18 protein-coding genes and 1 tRNA gene are annotated in these 19,288 nt (G+C 67.1%); 9 read left to right on the forward strand and 10 right to left on the reverse strand.

The window, feature by feature from the left end:
* Positions 1-66: 66 nt before the first annotated feature.
* Together D619_RS0100425 and D619_RS0100430 are read left to right on the forward strand one after the other, a co-directional pair.
* A complete protein-coding gene (locus tag D619_RS0100425) occupies positions 67-1,875 on the forward strand; it encodes an aminopeptidase P family protein (RefSeq protein WP_017666579.1) in 1,809 nt (602 codons plus the stop codon).
* A gap of 79 nt (positions 1,876-1,954) precedes the next feature.
* Complete coding sequence (locus D619_RS0100430; RefSeq protein WP_017666580.1) at positions 1,955-2,506, forward strand: glutathione peroxidase; 552 nt, start codon at positions 1,955-1,957, stop codon at positions 2,504-2,506.
* Here the strand turns inward: D619_RS0100430 and D619_RS17975 are convergent.
* Positions 2,503-2,652: a hypothetical protein gene (locus D619_RS17975; protein WP_020480350.1), complete on the reverse strand. Its 150-nt coding sequence runs from the start codon at positions 2,650-2,652 to the stop codon at positions 2,503-2,505. The two genes, D619_RS0100430 and D619_RS17975, sit on opposite strands and share 4 nt — an antisense overlap.
* 105 nt (positions 2,653-2,757) lie before the next feature.
* Between D619_RS17975 and D619_RS0100440 the strand changes: the two genes are divergently transcribed.
* Both D619_RS0100440 and D619_RS0100445 read left to right on the forward strand, forming a co-directional pair.
* A tRNA-Thr gene (locus tag D619_RS0100440) sits at positions 2,758-2,832 on the forward strand.
* Between the two features lie 103 nt (positions 2,833-2,935).
* On the forward strand, positions 2,936-4,285 hold the full coding sequence (locus D619_RS0100445; RefSeq protein ID WP_017666582.1) for a M24 family metallopeptidase: 1,350 nt from the start codon (positions 2,936-2,938) through the stop codon (positions 4,283-4,285).
* 56 nt (positions 4,286-4,341) lie between these two features.
* Here D619_RS0100445 and D619_RS0100450 read toward each other — a convergent pair whose 3' ends face one another.
* Genes D619_RS0100450 through D619_RS0100465 form a run of 4 tightly spaced genes read right to left on the reverse strand, consistent with a single transcriptional unit; the run spans position 4,342 to position 9,078 of the window.
* Positions 4,342-5,937: a DUF885 family protein gene (locus D619_RS0100450; protein WP_017666583.1), complete on the reverse strand. Its 1,596-nt coding sequence runs from the start codon at positions 5,935-5,937 to the stop codon at positions 4,342-4,344.
* Between the two features lie 17 nt (positions 5,938-5,954).
* The gene (locus D619_RS0100455; protein WP_243442587.1) at positions 5,955-6,788 is read right to left on the reverse strand and encodes a transporter; all 834 of its coding nucleotides are present in this window, start codon (positions 6,786-6,788) and stop codon (positions 5,955-5,957) included.
* Positions 6,755-8,287 carry a glycine betaine ABC transporter substrate-binding protein gene (locus D619_RS0100460; protein WP_017666585.1) on the reverse strand — a complete coding sequence of 511 codons (1,533 nt, stop codon included), beginning with the start codon at positions 8,285-8,287 and terminating at the stop codon, positions 6,755-6,757. Before D619_RS0100460 ends, D619_RS0100455 begins: the two co-directional genes overlap by 34 nt.
* Entirely contained in the window at positions 8,284-9,078 is a 795-nt protein-coding gene (locus tag D619_RS0100465; RefSeq protein ID WP_017666586.1) for an ATP-binding cassette domain-containing protein, read from the reverse strand. Before D619_RS0100465 ends, D619_RS0100460 begins: the two co-directional genes overlap by 4 nt.
* A gap of 123 nt (positions 9,079-9,201) precedes the next feature.
* Between D619_RS0100465 and lnt the strand changes: the two genes are divergently transcribed.
* Both lnt and metK read left to right on the forward strand, forming a co-directional pair.
* Positions 9,202-10,929: an apolipoprotein N-acyltransferase gene (gene lnt, locus D619_RS16990; protein WP_017666587.1), complete on the forward strand. Its 1,728-nt coding sequence runs from the start codon at positions 9,202-9,204 to the stop codon at positions 10,927-10,929.
* Between the two features lie 99 nt (positions 10,930-11,028).
* The gene (metK, locus tag D619_RS0100475) at positions 11,029-12,279 is read left to right on the forward strand and encodes a methionine adenosyltransferase (protein ID WP_017666588.1); all 1,251 of its coding nucleotides are present in this window, start codon (positions 11,029-11,031) and stop codon (positions 12,277-12,279) included.
* A gap of 116 nt (positions 12,280-12,395) precedes the next feature.
* On the opposite strand, the gene D619_RS0100480 is transcribed toward metK, so the two are convergent.
* Complete coding sequence (locus D619_RS0100480; protein WP_017666589.1) at positions 12,396-12,686, reverse strand: putative quinol monooxygenase; 291 nt, start codon at positions 12,684-12,686, stop codon at positions 12,396-12,398.
* 130 nt (positions 12,687-12,816) lie between these two features.
* Between D619_RS0100480 and D619_RS15095 the strand changes: the two genes are divergently transcribed.
* Together D619_RS15095 and D619_RS15100 are read left to right on the forward strand one after the other, a co-directional pair.
* A complete protein-coding gene (locus D619_RS15095; RefSeq protein WP_152417223.1) occupies positions 12,817-13,581 on the forward strand; it encodes a hypothetical protein in 765 nt (254 codons plus the stop codon).
* 11 nt (positions 13,582-13,592) lie between these two features.
* Entirely contained in the window at positions 13,593-14,051 is a 459-nt protein-coding gene (locus D619_RS15100) for a cupin domain-containing protein (protein ID WP_017666591.1), read from the forward strand.
* On the opposite strand, the gene D619_RS0100495 is transcribed toward D619_RS15100, so the two are convergent.
* Both D619_RS0100495 and D619_RS0100500 read right to left on the reverse strand, forming a co-directional pair.
* Positions 14,048-15,577: a lipopolysaccharide biosynthesis protein gene (locus D619_RS0100495; protein WP_017666592.1), complete on the reverse strand. Its 1,530-nt coding sequence runs from the start codon at positions 15,575-15,577 to the stop codon at positions 14,048-14,050. The genes D619_RS15100 and D619_RS0100495 overlap by 4 nt on opposite strands.
* Entirely contained in the window at positions 15,567-16,061 is a 495-nt protein-coding gene (locus tag D619_RS0100500; RefSeq protein WP_017666593.1) for a flavin reductase family protein, read from the reverse strand. Before D619_RS0100500 ends, D619_RS0100495 begins: the two co-directional genes overlap by 11 nt.
* Positions 16,062-16,156: 95 nt before the next feature.
* On the opposite strand from D619_RS0100500, the gene D619_RS15105 reads away from it, so the two are divergent.
* A complete protein-coding gene (locus tag D619_RS15105) occupies positions 16,157-16,585 on the forward strand; it encodes a molybdopterin-dependent oxidoreductase (protein WP_017666594.1) in 429 nt (142 codons plus the stop codon).
* Positions 16,586-16,589: 4 nt separating this feature from the next.
* On the opposite strand, the gene D619_RS0100510 is transcribed toward D619_RS15105, so the two are convergent.
* Positions 16,590-17,468 carry a UTP--glucose-1-phosphate uridylyltransferase gene (locus D619_RS0100510; protein ID WP_017666595.1) on the reverse strand — a complete coding sequence of 293 codons (879 nt, stop codon included), beginning with the start codon at positions 17,466-17,468 and terminating at the stop codon, positions 16,590-16,592.
* An 89-nt stretch (positions 17,469-17,557) separates the two neighbouring features.
* Positions 17,558-19,267: an amidohydrolase family protein gene (locus tag D619_RS0100515; RefSeq protein ID WP_017666596.1), complete on the reverse strand. Its 1,710-nt coding sequence runs from the start codon at positions 19,265-19,267 to the stop codon at positions 17,558-17,560.
* Positions 19,268-19,288: the final 21 nt, after the last annotated feature.

Here is a 19,288-nt window from a genome sequence, read left to right on the forward strand (position 1 = left end):
TCCTGCGCTTGAGGCGCGGGGGCAGTGCGCCTATCTGGGTCGGCATTGATAGAGGGAAGATTGCCCATGTCCACTGCCGCGTCCACCATCGCCTCACGCCTTGCGGCATTGCGCGCCGAGCTCGCCGCCCAGAATCTTGCCGGTTTCGTGGTGCCGCTCACCGATGAGCATATGAGCGAATATGTTGGCGAATATGCCCAGCGGCTGGCGTGGATCAGCGGTTTTGGCGGATCGGCGGGCAGCGCGGTTGTGATGCACGACAAGGCGGCAATGTTCACCGATGGCCGTTACACCGTGCAGGTGCGCCAACAGGTGCCCGCCGATCTGTTCGCCTATGAAGACGTGCCGCAAACCAGCGCCGCGCAGTGGCTGGGCGAGATCGCCAGCGCCGGCCAGCGCATCGGCTATGATCCGTGGCTGCACACCAGCGCCTGGGCCAAGCAAGCCGACCAGCAGCTGACGGCGCGCTCCGCCGAACTGGTGGCGGTGCAGCACAACCCCATCGACGCGGTGTGGACCGACCGCCCCGCCCCCAGCCTGGCGCCGCTGGAAGTGCATGACGATCAGTTCGCCGGCCGTGCCCATGCCGAAAAGCGGGCCGAAGTGGCCGCTTGGCTGGCCGGCATGGGTGCCGATGCGGTGGTGATTGCCGCGCTGGATTCGATTGCCTGGCTGCTCAACATCCGCGGCAAGGATGTCTCGCGCACGCCGGTCGCTTTGGCCTTCGTGATCGCCCACAAGGATGGCTCGGTTGACCTGTTCACCGCGCCGCAGAAGATCACCGCGTCCGTGCGCGCCCATTTGGGTGAGGCCGTGCGCTGCCAGCCCCGGGAGCGTTTTGCCGAGGCGTTGCAGGCGATGACCGGGCAGACGGTGGTGGTCGATCCGCAATCGTGCGTCGCCGCCATCTTCAACGCACTGGAAGCCGGCGGCGCCCGCATCATCGAAGCCCGCGACCCGACCGTGCTGCCGCGCGCGGTGAAGAACCCCACCGAAATCGCCGGCACCACCGCCGCCCATGTGCGCGACGGCGCCGCGCTCACCCGCTTTCTGGCCTGGTTCGACAGCGAGGCCCCCAAGGGCGGGCTTGATGAACTCAGCGCCGCCGAGCGGCTGCGCCAGTTCCGCGCCGAGACCAATAGCCTCGAAGATCTGTCGTTCGACACCATTTCGGCTGCCGGCCCCAACGCCGCGCTGCCGCATTACCGCGTGAGCGAAGAGACCAACCTGCCGATCACGCACGACAGTATCTACCTCGTCGATTCGGGCGGCCAGTATCGTGATGGCACCACCGACGTGACGCGCACCCTGGTGGTCGGCACCCCCAGCCCGGAAATGCAGGACCGCTTCACCCGCGTGCTGAAGGGCCATATCGCGCTGGCCCGCGCCATCTTCCCGGCCGGTACCAAGGGCGTGCAGCTCGACGCGCTGGCCCGCCAGCACCTGTGGAGTGCGGGCCTCGATTACAACCACGGCACCGGCCACGGTGTGGGCAGCTATCTTTCCGTGCACGAGGGCCCGCAGCGCATCGCCGCGGCCTGGTCGGCGCAGTCGGGCAATGACGAGCCGCTGCAGCCGGGCATGATCCTGTCCAACGAGCCGGGCTATTACAAGCAGGGCGCTTACGGCATCCGCATCGAGAATCTGGTGCTGGTCGAACGCCGCAGCGCCGAAGGCGCCGAGCGCGAGATCATGGGCTTCAAGGAACTCACACTGGCGCCGATCGACCGCAGGCTGGTGGACGTCAGCCTGCTCACCGCCGACGAGCGCGACTGGTGGAACGCCTATCACGCCCGCGTGGCAAACGAGATCGGGCCGCTGCTCACCGATCCGGCCGAGCAGAGCTGGCTGCAACAGGCCTGCGCGCCGCTGTGAGCCCCTGCGTCACCCTTCACCTTCGCTGATGCGCGCAAGCGTGGTAAAGCCACGTCAAATCACGCACCGGAGCTGACTCATGCTGAAGCACATCACCCTCGCCGCCGCCGCGCTGACCGCGCTCGTCGCCGCCGCGCCCACGCCCAAGAGCCTGCACCAGTTCACGCTGAAGACCATCGACGGCAAGCCGATGCCGATGGCGCAGTACAAGGGCAAGGTGGTGCTGCTGGTCAACACCGCCTCCATGTGCGGCTACACCCCGCAATATGAAGGCCTGCAGGCGCTGCACGACAGCTACAAGGCCAAGGGCTTCACCGTCGTCGGCGTGCCGTCGGGCGATTTCGGCGATCAGGAATATGGCAGCAATGCCGAAGTGAAGCAGTTCTGCGAGAGCAAGTTCGGCATCAAGTTCCCGATGGCGGAAAAGGCCGTGGTGAAGGGCCCCAAGGCCATCCCGCTCTACAAATGGGCCGCCGCCACCCTGGGTGAAGACAAGACCCCGCAGTGGAATTTCCACAAATATCTGATCGGCAAGGATGGCCGCCTCATCGCTGCCTTCGGCACCAAGACCACGCCAACCTCGCCGGAAGTGCAGGCTGCCGTGGCCAAGGCGCTGGCGACCGGGAACTAATCCGGCTTTTCAGCTTGTGAGGGGTGCTGGCTGCGTTCGGGATCGGCTGAACCGCCAACACCCTTCCTCTTGCGCAGATTCGCCCGTAGCGCCGCCGCCAGCCGTTCGGCGCGTGCCTGTGCCTGCTTTTCGGTTTCCCTGGTCATGCTGCGCCTCATAGCCCAACTGTGCGGCGGCGTCAGCGCTTGACAGGGGGATGGGCCTTGGCCATAGGGCCGCTTCCCGCATCACTGCGGGCCGTTCGGGGCCGTGCTGCCGTAGCTCAGTGGTAGAGCGCATCCTTGGTAAGGCTGAGGTCGGGAGTTCAATCCTCCCCGGCAGCACCACCCCCGAAATCTGGCGCCGCTGCTGGCACCATCCGCCATCGCAGAGCCGGGCTGACAAGGCCTGCCGCATGTCCTAAACCCTTCGCAACAAGGGGAGACGGGCATGAAGACGCTGATCACCGCACTGCTGCTGGCCACCGCCACCACCGCCGCCGCACAGGATTATCAGCGGCCAGCCGTGCCGAACCTGCGCGACCGCGTGGCGGCGCACGACCGGTTGATCAAGGCGCGACTGGACCAGGTGGTGCCGAAGATCATGCGCGAAGTCGGCGTGGACATGTGGGTTCTCGTCTCCAGCGAGTATAATGAAGACCCGGTGGTGAAGACGATGCTGCCCGCCACCTGGGCCTCCGCACGACGCACCATGGTGCTGATCTTCTTCGATAGATCAGCAAACGGGGGCCCGGAAAAAGGCGTCGAACGCCTGGCCATCGCCCGCTATCCGGTGGGCGATATCTTCCCTTCGCTGTGGAATCCCGAAGAACAGCCCGAACAATGGGCGCGCGTCGCCCAGGTGATCGCCGAGCGCAGCCCAAAGCGCATCGCCATCAACATCAGCCCGACATTCGCGTTGGCCAACGGGCTTTCGGCCGGCGAGCATCGCCAGCTGCTCACCGCGCTGGGGCCGGCGGCCGCCAGGCTGGAAAGCCATGACCGGCTGGCGCTGGGCTACCTCGAAACCCGAACGCCCGAAGACATGGCGGTGTATCAGGGCATCATGCGCGTGGCACACAGCCTGATCCCCGAAGGCCTGTCGGAAAAGGTGATCACGCCGGGCGTGACCACCACGCAGGACGTGGTGTGGTGGTATCGCGAGCGGCTGGCCGATCTGCGCCAGGATGCCTGGTGCCAGCCATCCGTGACGGTGCAGCGCAACGCCGGCCCCGGCATCGTCCCCGGCCGCCAGACCCTGCCGGAAAACACGGTGATCATGCCCGGCGATCTGCTGCACGTCGATTTCTGCGCCGGCATGCTGGGCCTGAAGACCGACACGCAGCAACTGGCCTATGTGCTGCGCCCCGGTGAGACCGACGCCCCTGCGGGCCTGAAGGCCGGCATGGCGGCGGCCAACAAGGTGCAGGATGCGCTGGTTGCCAGCTTCAAGACCGGCGCCACCGGCAACGAAGTGCTGATGGCCGCGCGCCAGAAGGCGATTGCCGCCGGCACCAACCCGATCATCTACACGCACAGCATCGGCCTGCACGGCCATGGTGCCGGGCCCTGGATTGGCAATTGGGAACATCAGAACCCGATCCCCGGCCGCGGCGACTATCGCATCTACCCCGATACGGCCTGGTCGATCGAACTGGCGGCGCTGGCCAGGGTGCCGGAATGGGGCGGCGCCGAAGTGCGCTTCCCGCTGGAGGTGGATGGTTTCTGGAACGGCAGTTCATGGCGCTGGATCGATGGCCGGCAGACGCAGCTGCACCTGATCCCGCGCAGCGCGAAATAGGAAGAACCCACCCCCAACCCCTCCCGCAAGCGGAAGGGGTTGGGGGTGGGAATAGCCTATTTGCCCACCGGCACACCCAGCCACTGTTCCCGGATCAAGCTGACCGGGATCATGCCGAAGCCGCCCAGCCGATCGTAGAAGCCCTTCACCGTGAAGCTGCCGCCGGGCAGGCTGGCGCGTTCCTTCTCGGCCAGCTCGGCGAACAATTGTTCGATCTGCGCCTTGCCGGTGATGTAGCTGGGGCCATAGCCGACCTGCCGCAGATAGAGCGACTGTTCAAAGCCGAGCAGCGGCAGATCGGGGCTCATCCAGCCGTTGGGGGTGCGCGCCACCTGCATCGCCATCGCGGCCTTGAGGTCGATCTGGTTGGCCTGCGCATAAAGCGACGCCAGTCCGCGCGCCGCCCGCTGGGCCTGCATGATCCACACCACTTCGCGGGAACGCGGCTTGTTGTCGAACAGGCCGGCATCCAGCATCATGGCTTCCATCGCCGTGGCATTGCCTTCGGACCGGCTGACCCAGATATTGTAGAGCAAGGGCCCGCGCCGGATCGGCGAGGGGTGCGGGCGCTCGACCATTTCGGCCAGATCCCACCAGTGATAGAAATGCGCGAACAGGCTGTTGGGCGCGCGGCCCTGGGCGATGTGGAAAAAATTCTGCTGTTCGGGCGGTACCCACTTGCCGATGCGCTTGGCCAGTTCCGGCTTCATGTAGGGCTGGATGGTGGCCACACCTGTCCTGTCCATGAAGTCAATGAAATGGTCGATGTCCGCCAGGCTCTTGGCTTCCCACTCCGCCTGGTTGGCCGGGCTGGTGAGTTGCGGGAGCGTCTTGTGCAGATTTTCCTCCAGCCGCAGGCCGGCGTGCGCACGGGCCAGTTCGCGGCTCAGGATCGCGACCTCCTGTTCCCAGGTGTAGGGCGAAAGCTGAACATGCTTCAGATACCAGTTGTAGGCCTCGATGCCGACGCCCGAAGGCCCCGATTTCTTCGGCGCTTCGGCCTTCACCCAGGCGATGAAATCCCGCGTCGCGGTCAGCGCTTCGGCCACCCGGCGCTCCAGCAGCCTGTCACCCTTCACCTTCGCGGCGAGGCCCACCAGCCCTTCTTCCTGTTCGGCCAGCGTGATCGGGCTGGCGTTCCACAGATCGGCGGCGTTGCCGGTGAGATTGCCGCGCGCCTGGGCCAGCAGCGGCGGGATGTGCGCCAGTTCGCCGGCCAGCTTCGCCGCATCGGGCTTCGACAGCGGGAAGCCATAGCGCCACAGTTCGATGGGGGCGGCATGCACCGGGCCTTCATGATCGGGCGTGTCGCTCTGAGCGCCCCACAGGCTGAGATACCAGGCCGGATCGCGGGCCCAGGGTTTGGCCACCTCCAGATCGAACTTCAGGCCGTTCATTTCGGCCTGCACCAGCTGCCAATCCACCTTGTCGGCCGCGTTCCAGCCGTTCGTATCGATGGCGGCCAGTTTCGCCTGAAAGCCTTTCAGCGCTTCGGCCCGGGCGGCGACGGCGGGCGGCGTGTAATCCGGCACGCCGCCTGTCCCCGCATGGAAACGCCGCCAGTCGGCAAACAGTGCGTGGAGATCGGCAGGCGCACTGGCAAGGGCCGGCGCGGCAATCAGCAACATCAGGGCAAACAGCAGGCGCAGCATCGCGGGATGATCCTCCGTCAGAACCGGCTGGAGACGCCCAGATAGGCGACCAGATCGGGCGTGTCGCGATTGAGGCCGATATTGGCGCCAATGTCCAGTTGCAGCGTCGGCCGCGCCAGCCAGGCCAGCGACACATCATAGCTGTACTGACGCACCGTGCCGGCCGGATCGAAATTCTGGCTGGTCCAGAGCTCGTTGTAGAGCGTGAAGGCACCAAACTGCTTGGCGACATTGAACAATCCGGTGATGCCGCCATGATGGCCGCGGCCGTCGCTGTCGGCCAGCACATCCAGCTGTGGCCCCAGCGTGATCGTCCACCCGCCGGGCACACTGATGTTCATCGGCGCGGCGATGCCGGCTTCGACGCGGCGGTTGCCGATGCCGGCGGGCGCGGTGGGCAGCTTCACGAACGGCAGCAGCGCCAGCTGGAATGTCCCATCGGCCGCTGTCAGCCGGTGCTTGTAGCGCAGGGTGACATCGCCCGTGCCGGCCTGCGTGGTGGGCGTGCCGGCGGCATCGCGGCGGCGCACGCGGGTGTACGGCACCCAATTGAGCTGGATATCGCTGCGGCTGGAGAGGCCGAACTTGATCGTGGGGTTGCTGAACAACAGTTGATCCACCCGCGCGCCACCGGCTCGCGTGCTGATCCAGCTGAAGGCGTCGGCCTCGATCTGCACCAGGCCTGATGGCACAGTGCAGGCGAAATTGGATTTGGTCGGGCGGTCGGTGCAGATTGGTGCATCCGCGCTGGAAGCGGTCGGCACCGTCTGCGCCGCCGCCGGCAGCGCCAGCATCCCGGCAAGGGCCGCCAGCCGCATCATGGCTGCAGGCCGGTTTGCCTGGCCAGCCATTGCGCGGCCTCCACCGGGCTGCGCTTGCCCTCCGGGCGATCGGCCTGCCAGTTGGCGACGCGCATCGCCTCCACCGATATGCGTCCGTCGTAACGCGCCAACTGCCGCACCAGATCGTCGCGGCCCGGCGCCACCAGCAGCAGCGCATCATAGGCCGGCAGCGCCGCGCGATCATCGGTGAGCAGCACGATATCGGCCCCGGCCAGCGCGCCATCGCTGCTGTAGGCGGTGATCACGTCGGCAGAGCCGTCCTTCAGGGCCGCCACCATCAGCACCGGGGTGAACGCACGCGCACTGGCAAATTCCAGCCCATAGGCCTGGCGCAGGGCCGCCCACTCGCTGCGGGAGAGAAACTCCAGATCGGTCGCCAGCCGCAACTTGCCCGAAACCCGCGCCAGATCGGAAATGCTGCGCACGCCCAGCCGATCGCTATCTGCCCGGCGCATCGCCAGCGCATAGGCATTTTCAAACCCCAGCCGCGCCGCCACGGTGACGCCATAACGCGCCTTCAGTTCACGGGTGAGGATGGGCAGCATCATCGCGCGCGGCACCACATCGTTGCGTTCCAGCGCCTGGGTCCACAGCGTGCCGGTATAATCGATGCTGATATCGATGCCGCCGGCCGCCAGGCTCTTGAAGGCAATGCCCGAGCCCAGGCCGGAGCGGACGCCGGTGGCAATCCCGTCGTGCCTGAGATCGGCTGCGATCAGTTCGGCCAGGATATATTGTTCGGAAAACGTCTTGGTGCCGATCAGCACCGGTTTGGCCGTGGTGGCCGGGCGGCTGTGCAGCCACCAGCCGGTCACGCCCAGGCTGAGCAGCGCCAGCAGGGCCAGGCCCTTGGCCGCCGGTGCCCAGCGCCGCTGCGCAATGCCGGCCTGGCACCAGCCCAGCGCGCCATCGACGATCAACGCCAGCGCCGCCGCCGCCACGCAACCGAGCAGCACCTGTTTCCAATCCTGCAGCTGCAGCCCGGCAAAGATCAGATCGCCCAGACTTTCTTGGCCCACCATGGTCGCCAGCGTCGCCGCACCGATGGTCCAAACGGCCGCCGTGCGCACACCGCCCATCACCACTGGCGCCGCCAACGACAGTTCGACGTGAAACAGGCGCTGCGCCGGGCTCATGCCAATGGCGCGGGCGGCATCGCGAACACTATCGGGCACGGCCGCCAGCCCACCGGCCCCGCCGCGCAGCAGCGGCAGCAGCGCATAGAGCGCCAGCGCCAGCAGCGACGGCAACAGCCCCAGCGAAGGAACCGGCAGGCCGGTGAGATTGCGCAGCAGCACCAGCAGCGGGAAGAACAGGGCCAGCAGCGCCAGCGCCGGCACCGTCTGCACCACGCTGGCCAGCCCCATCACCGTGCGTCGCAGCCAGGGCCGGCCCGGCATCAGCAGCACCAGCGGCGTCGCCACCAGCAGCGCCAGCGCCAGCGCCGCCGCGCTGATCGCCAGGTGCGCCGCCAGCGCCGATGGCAGGGATTCCCAGCCAGCGATCACGCGCGCTGCGCCATTTCCGAAAGCGCGCGGGCCTGCGCCAGCGGCGTCGCCACCAGATTCTGCACCGCCGGGTGCGGATCGGCGGCGACCTGCGCCGGCGGGCCGCAAGCGACGATGCGGCCGCCATCCAGCACCACCATCAGATCGGCGCGCAGCAGCGCATCGGCCAGATCGTGGGTGACCAGTACCGTGGTCAGCCCCTGTGCCCGGTGCAGCGCCAGCAAGCGATCGCCCAGTTCATCGCGGGTATCGGGATCAAGCGCGCCAAAGGGTTCATCCAGCAACAACAGGCGCGGGCTGACCGCCAGCGCCCGCGCCAGGCCCACCCGGCTCGCCTGCCCACCCGAAAGTTCACCGGGAAAACGATCGGCCAGCTTGGGCGGCAGTTCCAGCATGGCCATCAGTTCGGCGGCGCGCGCCATGCGGCGGGGCTTGTCCCACCCCAGCAGCCACGGCACGGCGGCGATATTGTCGGCCACTGTCCAGTGCGGGAACAGTCCGCCGCCCTGCACGGCATAGCCGATGCCGCGCCGCAGCTGCATCGGATCGGCGCGGGCGGTATCGGCGCCGTGCACGCGCAATTGGCCGGCATCAGGCTCCAGCATGCGGTTGATCAGGCGCAGCAGGCTGGATTTGCCTGCGCCCGATGCACCGACCAGCGCCACGAACTGGCCTTGCGGCACCGCCAGATCGATGCCGGCGAGCACCGGGTGACCGCCCAGCGCCAGGGTGACGCCCGACAGTGCCAGAGCCAGATCCGGTTGAGGGGCGACAGGCGGGCGGGCGACCATTGCCCGCCTGTGTGGCATGGTGCAGCACGCTGTGCCAATCCCGAATTGCGACCGGCGTTTCGTTGTTGCCGTCGTCAAAAGGTCACTGGCCTTGGGCGTGGCAGCCGGCTACCACCGGCAACCATGCAGGGCCCTCGCAATTTCATCATGGCAACGGTCGCCGGCAGCGGCACCGCACTGGCGTTTGCGCCGCTCAACCTGTGGCCGCTGGGGGTGATCGGCTTTGCCCTGCTGGCGCATCTGGTGACCAGTGCCAGCCGCGGCTGGACGGCAGCCCTATGGGCCTGGCTGTTCGGCACCGCCATGTTTGCCGTGTCGCTGAACTGGATTGCCACCGCCTTCACCTTCCAGGCCAAGATGCCGGCCGAACTGGGCTGGGTCGCCGTTGTGGGCCTGTCGATGTATCTGGCCCTGTTCGTGGCGCTGCCGGCCGGGCTGGCGGCGCGGCTGGCGCAGAAGCCCACGGCCCGCGCACTGTGGCTGGTGGCGCTGTGGCCGCTGGCGGAAATGCTGCGTGGCACCTTGCTTACCGGCTTTGCCTGGAATCCGGCCGGGGCGATCTGGCTGGAAACGCCGGTGGCGCAGCTGGCTTCGGTGGTGGGCGGCACCGGGCTTTCGATGCTGGCGCTGGCCTGCGGCGTGGCGCTGTTGTGGCTGGTCCGCGGCGCCGGGCGCTGGCGGGCGGCCGGGATTGCGACCCTGGCCAGCACCGGCGTGCTGGCGTTGCTCGGCGGCAGCATGATTAGCGAAACCGAATTCATCGGCACACCGCTGGTGGTCGTTCAGCCCGGCATCGGCCAGGACGAACGCTATGACGCCGCCGCGGCCGAGCGTCATCTGGCGACCTATATCCGCCTCACCCGCACGGCGCTGAACGAAGTGGCGCAGGCCGGACGGCCGGTGATCCAGAGCGCCGAGGTGGCGCAACGCAGCCTGACGGAAACCGAAGGCGTGGTCTCCCCGCTGCCGCCCAGCGCCGAAAAGGTGACCGGCGAGTTTCGCAACAAGGTGGATGCCGGCCTCGCCAGGCCCACGCCCGAAGCCGCCGGCGGTGGCACCGCGCTGCTGCCGCGCAAGCCAACGCTGGTGGTGTGGCCGGAAGGCGCCATCGACGATCTGATCGAAATCAATCCGGCGGCGCTGGCGCGCCTTGCCGCCACCATCAGCAAGGGCGATCTGCTGCTCGCCGGTGGCACCGGTGTGCGCCGCTTGCCTGACGGCAGCGCCCGTTATGCCAACAGCCTGTTTGCCATTTCCGGCGACGGCCGCATCGTTGCCCGGTTCGACAAGGCGCACCTGGTGCCGCTGGGGGAATATGTGCCGTGGCGCGACTGGCTGGAGCCGCTGGGCATCGCCCGGCTGGTGCCCGGCGACTTTGATTTTGCCGCCGGCCCCGGGCCGCGCACCCTGGCGCTGCCGGGCTTTACCAGCGTTTCCCCGATGATCTGTTACGAAATCGCCTTTCCGCAGGCCGTGACCGACAACAGCAATCGGCCGGGCTGGATCGTGAACGTGTCGAACGATGCCTGGTTCGGCGCCTGGGGGCCGCCGCAGCATCTGGCGCAGGCGCGGCTGCGCGCCATCGAAGAACGCCTGCCCGTCGCCCGCGCCACGCCCACCGGCATCAGCGCCGTGGTCGACGGCTTTGGCCGGGTGCGGGTGTCGATGGATCAGGGCGCCGTGGGCAGCATCACCACCAGCCTGCCGCCGCCGCAGCCGGAAAGCCTGTTTGCCCGCCTCGGCCTCTACCCCGTGGCCGTGCTGGTGCTGCTGCTCGCCCTGCTTGGCCATCTGTTGGAACGGCACCGGCCACCGCCGCCGCCACGGCCGCTGCGCACCATCACGGTGTGAACCGGACCAGTTAATCATATAAAGATTTCGTTATGTGACTTGCGCGTACTGGCTGGCGTGCGTATGACGGCGCGTGTTTTCCAGTAGGGCCCCTCTGCCATGACTCGCAGCAGCTTCATCTTCACCTCCGAATCCGTCTCCGAAGGCCATCCTGACAAGGTGGCGGACCAGATTTCCGATGCCGTCGTCGATCTGTTCCTCGCCAAGGACCCGGAAGCCCGTGTCGCCTGCGAAACGCTGACCACCACCAACCGCGTCGTGCTGGCCGGTGAAGTGCGCGGCCGCGGCATGATCGATACGGCCGGCAATTGGGAGCCGGGCGCGCAGGAAGAAATCCAGCGCGCCGTGCGCGAGACGGTAAAGCGCATCGGCTATGAACAGTCGGGCTTCCATTGGCAGAATCTGACCTTTGAAAACCACCTGCACCCGCAGTCGTCGGACATCGCGCAGGGCGTCGATGCCAGCGGCAACAAGGATGAAGGCGCTGGCGACCAGGGCATCATGTTCGGCTATGCCACCGACGAGACCCCGGATCTGATGCCGGCGACGCTCTATTATTCGCACCGCATCCTCAAGCAGATGGCCGATGACCGCCACAGCGGTGTGGCGCCGTTCCTGGAGCCGGACGCCAAGAGCCAGGTGACGCTGCGTTACGAAAACGAGGTGCCGGTGGCCGCCACCGCCATCGTGGTTTCGACCCAGCATGCGCCGAATTATTGCAAGCCGTGGGAAAAGGATGGCGAAAAGGGCGGTGACGCTGCCAAGTTCGCCGAACTGGAAACCTATGTGAAGGGCGTGCTGGCCAAGGTGCTGCCGGCCAGCTTCCTGAGCGCCGAGACGGTCCTGCACCTCAACCCCACCGGCAAGTTCGAGATCGGCGGCCCCGATGGTGACGCTGGCGTGACCGGCCGCAAGATCATCGTCGATACCTATGGCGGCGCGGCCCCGCACGGCGGCGGCGCCTTCAGCGGCAAGGACCCGACCAAGGTTGACCGTTCAGCCGCCTATGTGTGCCGCTATCTCGCCAAGAACATCGTCGCCGCTGGCCTGGCCAAGCGCTGCACCATCCAGCTGAGCTATGCCATCGGCGTGGCCGCGCCGCTGTCGATCCATGTCGATCTGCACGGCACCGGCACTGTGGCCGAAGCCGCGGTGGAAGCCGTGCTCGCCGATCCGGCCAAGCTCGGCTTTGCGCTCACGCCGCGCGGTATCCGCACGCAGCTCGGCCTCAACCGCCCGATCTACCAGCGGTCGGCCGCTTATGGCCACTTCGGCCGCACGCCGGATGCCGATGGCGGCTTCAGCTGGGAAAAGGCCGACCTCGTCGCTGCGCTGAAGGCGGCGCTCTAAGGCGGGATCCGATAGGGTCTGACCCGCTCATGCCGAGCTTGTCGAGGCACTGACCAAGCGTGGTGCGTGCCTCGACAAGCTCGGCATGAGCGGGTGTTGCCTTGCGGGAATAGGCCTCAGGCCACCCCGTCCAGATATTCGACCTCGGGCTTGCCGGCGAGGCAGGCCCCCAACCCCGGACCGGCGGCCTTGAAATGGTCGCTGGCACCGTGGGCCTTCAGCGCATCGGCATCGGCGTAGACTTCCAGCACCTTGTAGGTGGTGGGATCCGTCTTCGAGCGGGTGAGCTGGTAACAGATGTTGCCTGGTTCATTGGCGCGCACCGCTGCCGAAAGCGTGCGAAACACCGCTTCGAAATCGTCTGCCTTGCCGTCCTGGATCTTCAGGGTTGCGATCACGCCGATCATTGTCTGTCTCCCGGTTTGAATGGCCGGCAGGCTGGCCCAGGCCCGCGCCTGCGGCTAGCTGGCGAAATGATGGACGCGCCCCGCGCCAGTGATTAAGCTGACACCGGTTCATCTGGGGGGACGAACGATCATGGCGACTCGGGCAACATCCACGCACGATTGGCTGGGCACGCAGGCGCGCATCACCGGGGTGATGGCGCTGATCTTTGCGGCGGCGTTTTCCTTCCACCTCGGCATGGGCCGCTCCACCTTCGCCATGCCGGCCATCTGGCACATCCACGGCATCATCTTCTTTGGCTGGGTTGGCCTGTCGCTGTTGCAGGCCGGGCTGGCCGCCAGTGGCCGGCTGGAATGGCACCGCCGCCTCGGCTGGGTGGGGCTGGTATGGATCATCGCCATGGTGGCGGCCGGTTTCGCCATCACCATCGCCGTGGCGCAGGCCGGGCGCACGCCCTTCTTCTTCCGCCCGCAATATTTCATGATGCAGAACCCGCTTTCGCTGCTGGCCTTTGCCGTTCTGGCTTTGAGTGCCATCGCCAGGCGCCGCGATACCGGTTGGCACCGCCGCCTGCACCTGTGCGCGCTGGCCAGCATCATGGGGCCAGCCTTTGGCCGGCTGCTGCCTTCGCCGTTCCTGATTCCGTGGGCAATGGAGATTGTCTCCATCCCCGGCATGCTGTTCCCGATCTATCTGGCGTTCCGCGAATGGCGCGCCGGCGAGGGCTGGCATCCGGCATGGACCATCGGGCTGGCCGCACCCGTGGCCGCGATGGCACTGGGATATGTGATCGCCGGCACGCCGCTGGGCGCCGATCTCTATGCCAGCGTGGTGGCCGGCACGCCGGGTGCCGCCATCGACGGCAACGCCTTCGGCAGCCCGCCGCCCGGCATGTGAGGAGAGCGCCCATGCGCCTTTTGTTGATGACGCTGGCGCTTGCCGGTGCCGCGACTGCTCAGCCAGCGGAATTTCGCACCGTTCAGGCCGACGCCGTGCAATGGCAGCCGATTCCAGACGGCCAGGGAGCGCAGAGCGCCTTGATCGCCGGCAACCCGTCGCAGCCCGGCACCTATGTGATCCGGGTGAAATTCCCGCCGCATGTGATGGACCGCCCCCACCACCACAGCCGTGATCGCCATGTGACGGTGTTGCAGGGCCGCTGGTTTGCCGGCACCGGGCCGGCGTTCGCGCCCGACAAGGCACAAGTTCTGCCCGTTGGCAGTTACATGTTCCACCCGGCCGGCGGCGTGCACTGGGACGGCTCCAACAGCGACGACACGGTAATCGTGCAGATCATCGGCGAAGGGCCAGTCTCGTCCGCCGATGTCGATCCGGCGCTGGCCAGCTGGGTGAAGCTGCCGGGTTAGAGCTTGTCCACCGGCAGCGGCAGCGGCAGGCTGGCGGCTTCATCCTCGATCTTCTTCAGGCCGCGCGCAAACAGCAGGCGATCGGCGCCCTTGAAGCCGAAGCGCCAGATGATCAGGCCATAGCTGCCCAGAATCGCGAAGAAACCGATCGAAAGCTGAATGGGTTCCGGCGTGCGCAGCACCAGCAGGCCCACGCCAAAGGCCGGAATGCCCGCCAGCAGCAAAGATGGCCGCCAGCCCGACACGGCATGACCCAGCCGCGCCTGCAACAGCCTTGATTTGGCCACCGATTGCAGCAACGCCGCGATCGCCAGTGCCAGCGCCGCCCCCACGCCGCCACCCAGTGGGCCCGCCATCGGCACCAGCAGCAGCGACAGCCCGGCCTGCACCGCCAGCCCGATGACAGACCAGATCAGATTGGCATTGCGCGCCACATAGATCAGCGCGCCTTCCGCCACTGCCGCCTGCGCCGCGAACAATTCCACCGTCAACAGCACGGCCAGCACTGTCACCCCGGCGGCAAAGGCCGGGCCAAACAGGCCCATCGCGGCCTGGCCGGGAATGCCCAGCGCCAGCACCGCCGCCAATTGCACCGCCGCCACCCAGAAACTGATCTGGCGCACATGGCCCGCCGCCTTGGCGAGATTGCCCGCCGCCAGATTGCGGGTGAGCACCGGGCCGAGGATCGGATCGAAGCTGGATTTCAGCCGCTGCGGCAGCGAGGCGATCTGCTGCGCCACATAATAGATGCCGACAATCTCCGCCGAGGCAAAACGGCCCAGGATGAAGATATCGAGCCGGCGCGCGCCCCATTCGGCGATATCGGCGCCGGCCAGTGGCACATTGGCTTTCACCAGTCGCCAGATGCGCCCCGCATCCAGCCGCCAACCGCCCGGCCAGCCAAAGCGGCGCAGCGCCGGCGACAGCGCCGCGAAAAACGCCGCCACCATCGACAGCAGATAGGCGATCAGCATGCCGTCGCTTTTCCAGGCGGTGAACGCCAGCGCCAGCGCGGCGATGGACAACACCCAGGGCTCGATGATCGAACGGGCCCGCACCTGCGCGCCAACATCATGATGGAAGGCCAGCCCGGCCAGCGCCACATCAGCAAGCGCGATGAACGGGATAATCAATGCGAACCACCGATCAAGCGGTGCCAGCCGTGTGGCCGGAAACACGAGTTCGGGCAGCAGCACCAGCACCGCTGCCCCAGCCAGCGATGCGACCAGCGCCGCCAGCAACGCATCGATCAGTGCGGCGGCTTCTTCCTGCGGGCGGCGCGCCATGTCTTCGGCAAGGCCGCGTTTGAGGCCCAGCGTGGCCAGCATCGCCACCAGTTCGACCACCATGGTGGCATAGGCAAAGCGGCCCAGCGCCTCGGCGCCGTACAAGCGCCCGGCGATGAACAGGAAGGGAAAGCGCGCCGCCAGTCGCAGCACATAACCAAAGAAACTGGTGCGCCCGCCCTTCGCCAAGGCAGCGGTTTCCGCCGCATCACGGTTAGAGGCGGAGGGTTCAGCCAACATGCACCCTGCGATAGCGGCCATGCAGATAGAGCAAGGGCTCGCGGGCCTGATCGAGCGCCAGCCGCGTCACCCGGCCGACGATGATGCGGTGATCGCCGCCATCATGATCGGCGTAGAGCGTGCAGGCAAAGGCCGCCTTGGCGCTGGCCAGCACCGGCACGCCATCCCAATCCTGCCAGTCATGCTCGGCAAAGCGGTCGATGCCCTTTTTCGTGAAGCGATCGGCCACGGCCTGGCCGTCGAGATCAAGAATGTTGATGGCAAAGCGCCCCGATTCGCGCAGCACCGGCAGCGCCGATGCGCCATTGGCCGGGCAGAACAGCAAGAGCGGTGGATCGAGGCTGAGCGAGGTGAAGCTGTTGGCGGTGAGGCCAACCCGTTCGCCCGACAGCGACTGGCTGGTGATCACGGTGACGCCGGTGGCAAAGCAGCCAAAGGCATCGCGCAACAGGCGGGGATCGAAGGGGGCATCAGCGTTGGTCATCCGCCGTCCCCTATCGCGAATCCGCTGCCCGTCAATGTTGCGGATGCGCAACGACCCGCTATCGTGGCGCTTTGGCCACAGACGAAAGCCCGTTGATGCTTGCCCTTGCCCTGTTTGCCGCCAGCGCCGCCCTGCCGGCCAGCCTGCCGATCGATGCCGCCACGCCGGCGCGGCTGCCGGCGGCCAGCGCCACACTGACCGCGCACGGGCAGAGCCACGCCTGCACCGGAGTCTGGCTTGCCGATCTGGCGGCGGCGGCCGGCTTGCCGGCGGGCGAGGCGCTGCGCGGCCCGGCGCTGACCACGCTGATCATCGCCGAAGCCGCCGATGGCTATCGCGTCGCCTTCGGACTGGCCGAGCTTGATGCCAAGCTGGGCAATCGCCCGGTGCTGGTGGCCAGCGCCTGCGACGGCAAGCCTTTGGCCGCCGCCGATGGCCCGTTGCGGCTGGTCGTGCCGGGCGAAGCACGCGCCGCCCGATCGGTGCGGCAGTTGAAGGCGCTGCGGGTGGTGGCGGCGCCCTGAAACCTCAGAAGGTCTGGCTGCGCAGCCATTCGCGCACGGCGGGGCCAACATCATCCCGTTCCAGCGCCAGGGCGATATTGGCCGTCACGTGCCCGGCCTTGTCGCCACAATCGAAACGCGTGCCGGTGAAGGTGAGGGCGTGGAACGGCTGCTGGCCGATCATCTCCGCCATGGCATCGGTAAGCTGGATTTCATTGCCGGCCCCGCGCTTGCCCAGCGCCAGCACGTCCATCACCTCAGGCTGCAGGATATAGCGACCAATGGCGGCCAGCCGCGACGGGGCGGTACCCTGCTTGGGCTTTTCCACCAGGCCCTTGACCTCGGTAACCAGGCCATCGACGGCGCCCGGCGAGACAATGCCATAGCGGTGCGTGTGCGCATCCGGCACCTCCAGCACGGAAATCACATTGCCGCCCAGTCGCTGGTAGGCGTCGTTCATTTCCTTCAGCGCCGGGCAGGCCGGGTTCCACAGCAGTTCATCGGGCAGCAGCACGGCAAACGCATCGCGCCCCACCACGTGGCGGGCGCACCACACGGCATGGCCCAGCCCGGCGGGTTCCTGCTGGCGCACATAGACCATGCGACCCGGCTCGATCTGGGTGGCTTCCAGCACGGCGAGTTCCGCCGTCTTGCCCCTGGTCTTCAGGCTGTCCACCAGCTCGCGGGCGACATCGAAATAATCCTCCAGCGCGCCCTTGCCGCGCGCCGTCACGAACACCAGCCGCTCAATGCCGGCAGCCAGCGCTTCGTCCACCGCATATTGCAGCAGCGGCTTGTCGACGACGGGGAGCATTTCCTTGGGCATGGCCTTGGTAGCGGGCAGGAAGCGCGTGCCCTGGCCGCCAACCGGGAAAACGGCAGTCTTGACGGGTTTGAACGACATAATGACCTCTATTGATGGCACTCATCCATTGTCATCAGATACGGTCGGTCAAGCGAAACTTCCGCGACAGTTGGTGAAATTTTGCCTTCTCAGCGGCTTGTCGCGCCGCGCAGCAAGCGACCCGGGAGCGCGCCAGTGGCCTCGCCGTCGCGGTAGGTGACCTGTCCCGCGACCAGCGTGGCACGATAACCCGTCGCCCGCTGCAGCAGGCGGCGACCGCCCGCCGGCAGATCATGCGCCACTTCCGGCGGCAACAGGGCGAGACGGTCGAGATCGATCAGGTTGATGTCTGCCCGCTGGCCAGGGGCGATCAGGCCACGATCGGCCAGCCCAACCGCCCGTGCCGTGTCGTGCGCCTGACGCCTGATCAGATGTTCAAGCGGCAACCGGCCATGATCGCGGTCGCGCGCCCAATGGGTGAGCAGTGTCGTCGGGAAGCTGCCATCACAGATCATGCCGACATGGGCGCCGCCGTCGGACAGGCCGGGGATGGTATCGGCATGCGCCAACATTGCACCCACCGCTGCCAGATCGCCATCGGCAAAATTGAGGAACGGCACATAGATCATGCCATCGCGCAGCCATTCCGCCGCCACCACCTCGTGGGCGACCCCGCGCCGCATCGCCTGCGCGGCCAGGCTGGTTTCCGGCAGCGGTTCGTAATTGGGCCGGCTGCCGAGCTGATACATGTCACCCCAGCGGTGCAGCAGCGCCGTGCCGAGCGCATTGCCCTTCGCCGGCGGATTGGCGATCAGGCGGGCGACGAATTCCGGATCGGCGAGCAGACGGCGCTGTTCATCAAGGCTGGCCGCCTTCGGCCAATCGGGATGCAGGCTGAACGGATTGAGGGTGAGATCAAGGCCGAGCAGCACACCCACCGGCCGCGCCGCCACCTGCGCCTTCATCGGCAGGCCCGCGGCGGTGGCCTGTTCCAGCAGATCGAGCAACTTGCGCCAGCCCAGTGGCGCGACCGGCGATTGGGCGAGGCTGAAGCTCAAGGGCCGGCCGGAGCGTTCGCACAGCCGGCGCATCATGGCGAATTCGGCCACCGGATCGGCAAAATCGGACACGAACTGGAGCACGCCCCTTCCCTCGCCATTGCCGGCGCGGCCCAGCGCCAGCGCGATGCCCATCAATTCGTCTTCGGCCGCCGTCAGCGTTGGCGTCGGCTGGCCATCTGACGTGCGGTGATTGAGCGTGCGCGACGTGGAAAAACCCATCGCGCCGGCATGCATGGCGGCTTCGGCCAGCGCTGCCATCTGGGCGATATCATCTGCACTTGCCGGTTCGCGATTGGCGCCGCGTTCGCCCATCACGTACACGCGCAGCGCGGCGTGCGGCAGTTGCAGGCCGATATCCATGTCGAAGGCGCGGCCGGACAGGCTGTCGAGATACTCGGGGAAGCTCTGCCAGTTCCACGGCAGGCCTTCCTTGAGCACCGGGAAGGGCAGATCCTCCACCCCTTCCATCAGGCGAATCAGCCGATCCTGATCGTCTACCCGGCACGGCGCGAAACCGACGCCGCAATTGCCGGCAATCACCGTGGTGACGCCATGCCACGACGACGGCTGCAGCCGCTGGTCCCACGTCGCCTGGCCGTCATAATGGGTGTGGACGTCGACGAAGCCGGGGGTGACGATGAGGCCCTTGGCGTCAATCTCCTCGGCGCCGCGCCCCGTCACCTGGCCAACGGCAGCGATGCGGCCGTCCCTTACCGCCACGTCACCGTCTAGACCGGGGCGGCCGCTGCCATCGACGACATGGCCACGGCGGATGACGAGATCGAAGTCGCTGCTCATGGGCGAAGCGTCTCGCGAAGC

This window comes from Sandarakinorhabdus sp. AAP62, assembly GCF_000331225.1.
Classification (GTDB): domain Bacteria; phylum Pseudomonadota; class Alphaproteobacteria; order Sphingomonadales; family Sphingomonadaceae; genus Sandarakinorhabdus.

Excerpts from the sequence above, each read along its gene's own strand:
- D619_RS0100425 (WP_017666579.1), top strand. The coding sequence starts at position 67 with ATGTCCACTGCCGCGTCCACCATCGCCTCACGCCTTGCGGCATTGCGC.
- D619_RS0100430 (WP_017666580.1), top strand. The coding sequence starts at position 1,955 with ATGCTGAAGCACATCACCCTCGCCGCCGCCGCGCTGACCGCGCTCGTC.
- D619_RS17975 (WP_020480350.1), bottom strand. The coding sequence starts at position 2,652 with ATGACCAGGGAAACCGAAAAGCAGGCACAGGCACGCGCCGAACGGCTG.
- D619_RS0100445 (WP_017666582.1), top strand. The coding sequence starts at position 2,936 with ATGAAGACGCTGATCACCGCACTGCTGCTGGCCACCGCCACCACCGCC.
- D619_RS0100450 (WP_017666583.1), bottom strand. The coding sequence starts at position 5,937 with ATGCTGCGCCTGCTGTTTGCCCTGATGTTGCTGATTGCCGCGCCGGCC.
- D619_RS0100455 (WP_243442587.1), bottom strand. The coding sequence starts at position 6,788 with ATGGCTGGCCAGGCAAACCGGCCTGCAGCCATGATGCGGCTGGCGGCC.
- D619_RS0100465 (WP_017666586.1), bottom strand. The coding sequence starts at position 9,078 with ATGGTCGCCCGCCCGCCTGTCGCCCCTCAACCGGATCTGGCTCTGGCA.
- lnt (WP_017666587.1), top strand. The coding sequence starts at position 9,202 with ATGCAGGGCCCTCGCAATTTCATCATGGCAACGGTCGCCGGCAGCGGC.
- metK (WP_017666588.1), top strand. The coding sequence starts at position 11,029 with ATGACTCGCAGCAGCTTCATCTTCACCTCCGAATCCGTCTCCGAAGGC.
- D619_RS0100480 (WP_017666589.1), bottom strand. The coding sequence starts at position 12,686 with ATGATCGGCGTGATCGCAACCCTGAAGATCCAGGACGGCAAGGCAGAC.
- D619_RS15095 (WP_152417223.1), top strand. The coding sequence starts at position 12,817 with ATGGCGACTCGGGCAACATCCACGCACGATTGGCTGGGCACGCAGGCG.
- D619_RS15100 (WP_017666591.1), top strand. The coding sequence starts at position 13,593 with ATGCGCCTTTTGTTGATGACGCTGGCGCTTGCCGGTGCCGCGACTGCT.
- D619_RS0100495 (WP_017666592.1), bottom strand. The coding sequence starts at position 15,577 with ATGTTGGCTGAACCCTCCGCCTCTAACCGTGATGCGGCGGAAACCGCT.
- D619_RS0100500 (WP_017666593.1), bottom strand. The coding sequence starts at position 16,061 with ATGACCAACGCTGATGCCCCCTTCGATCCCCGCCTGTTGCGCGATGCC.
- D619_RS15105 (WP_017666594.1), top strand. The coding sequence starts at position 16,157 with ATGCTTGCCCTTGCCCTGTTTGCCGCCAGCGCCGCCCTGCCGGCCAGC.
- D619_RS0100510 (WP_017666595.1), bottom strand. The coding sequence starts at position 17,468 with ATGTCGTTCAAACCCGTCAAGACTGCCGTTTTCCCGGTTGGCGGCCAG.
- D619_RS0100515 (WP_017666596.1), bottom strand. The coding sequence starts at position 19,267 with ATGAGCAGCGACTTCGATCTCGTCATCCGCCGTGGCCATGTCGTCGAT.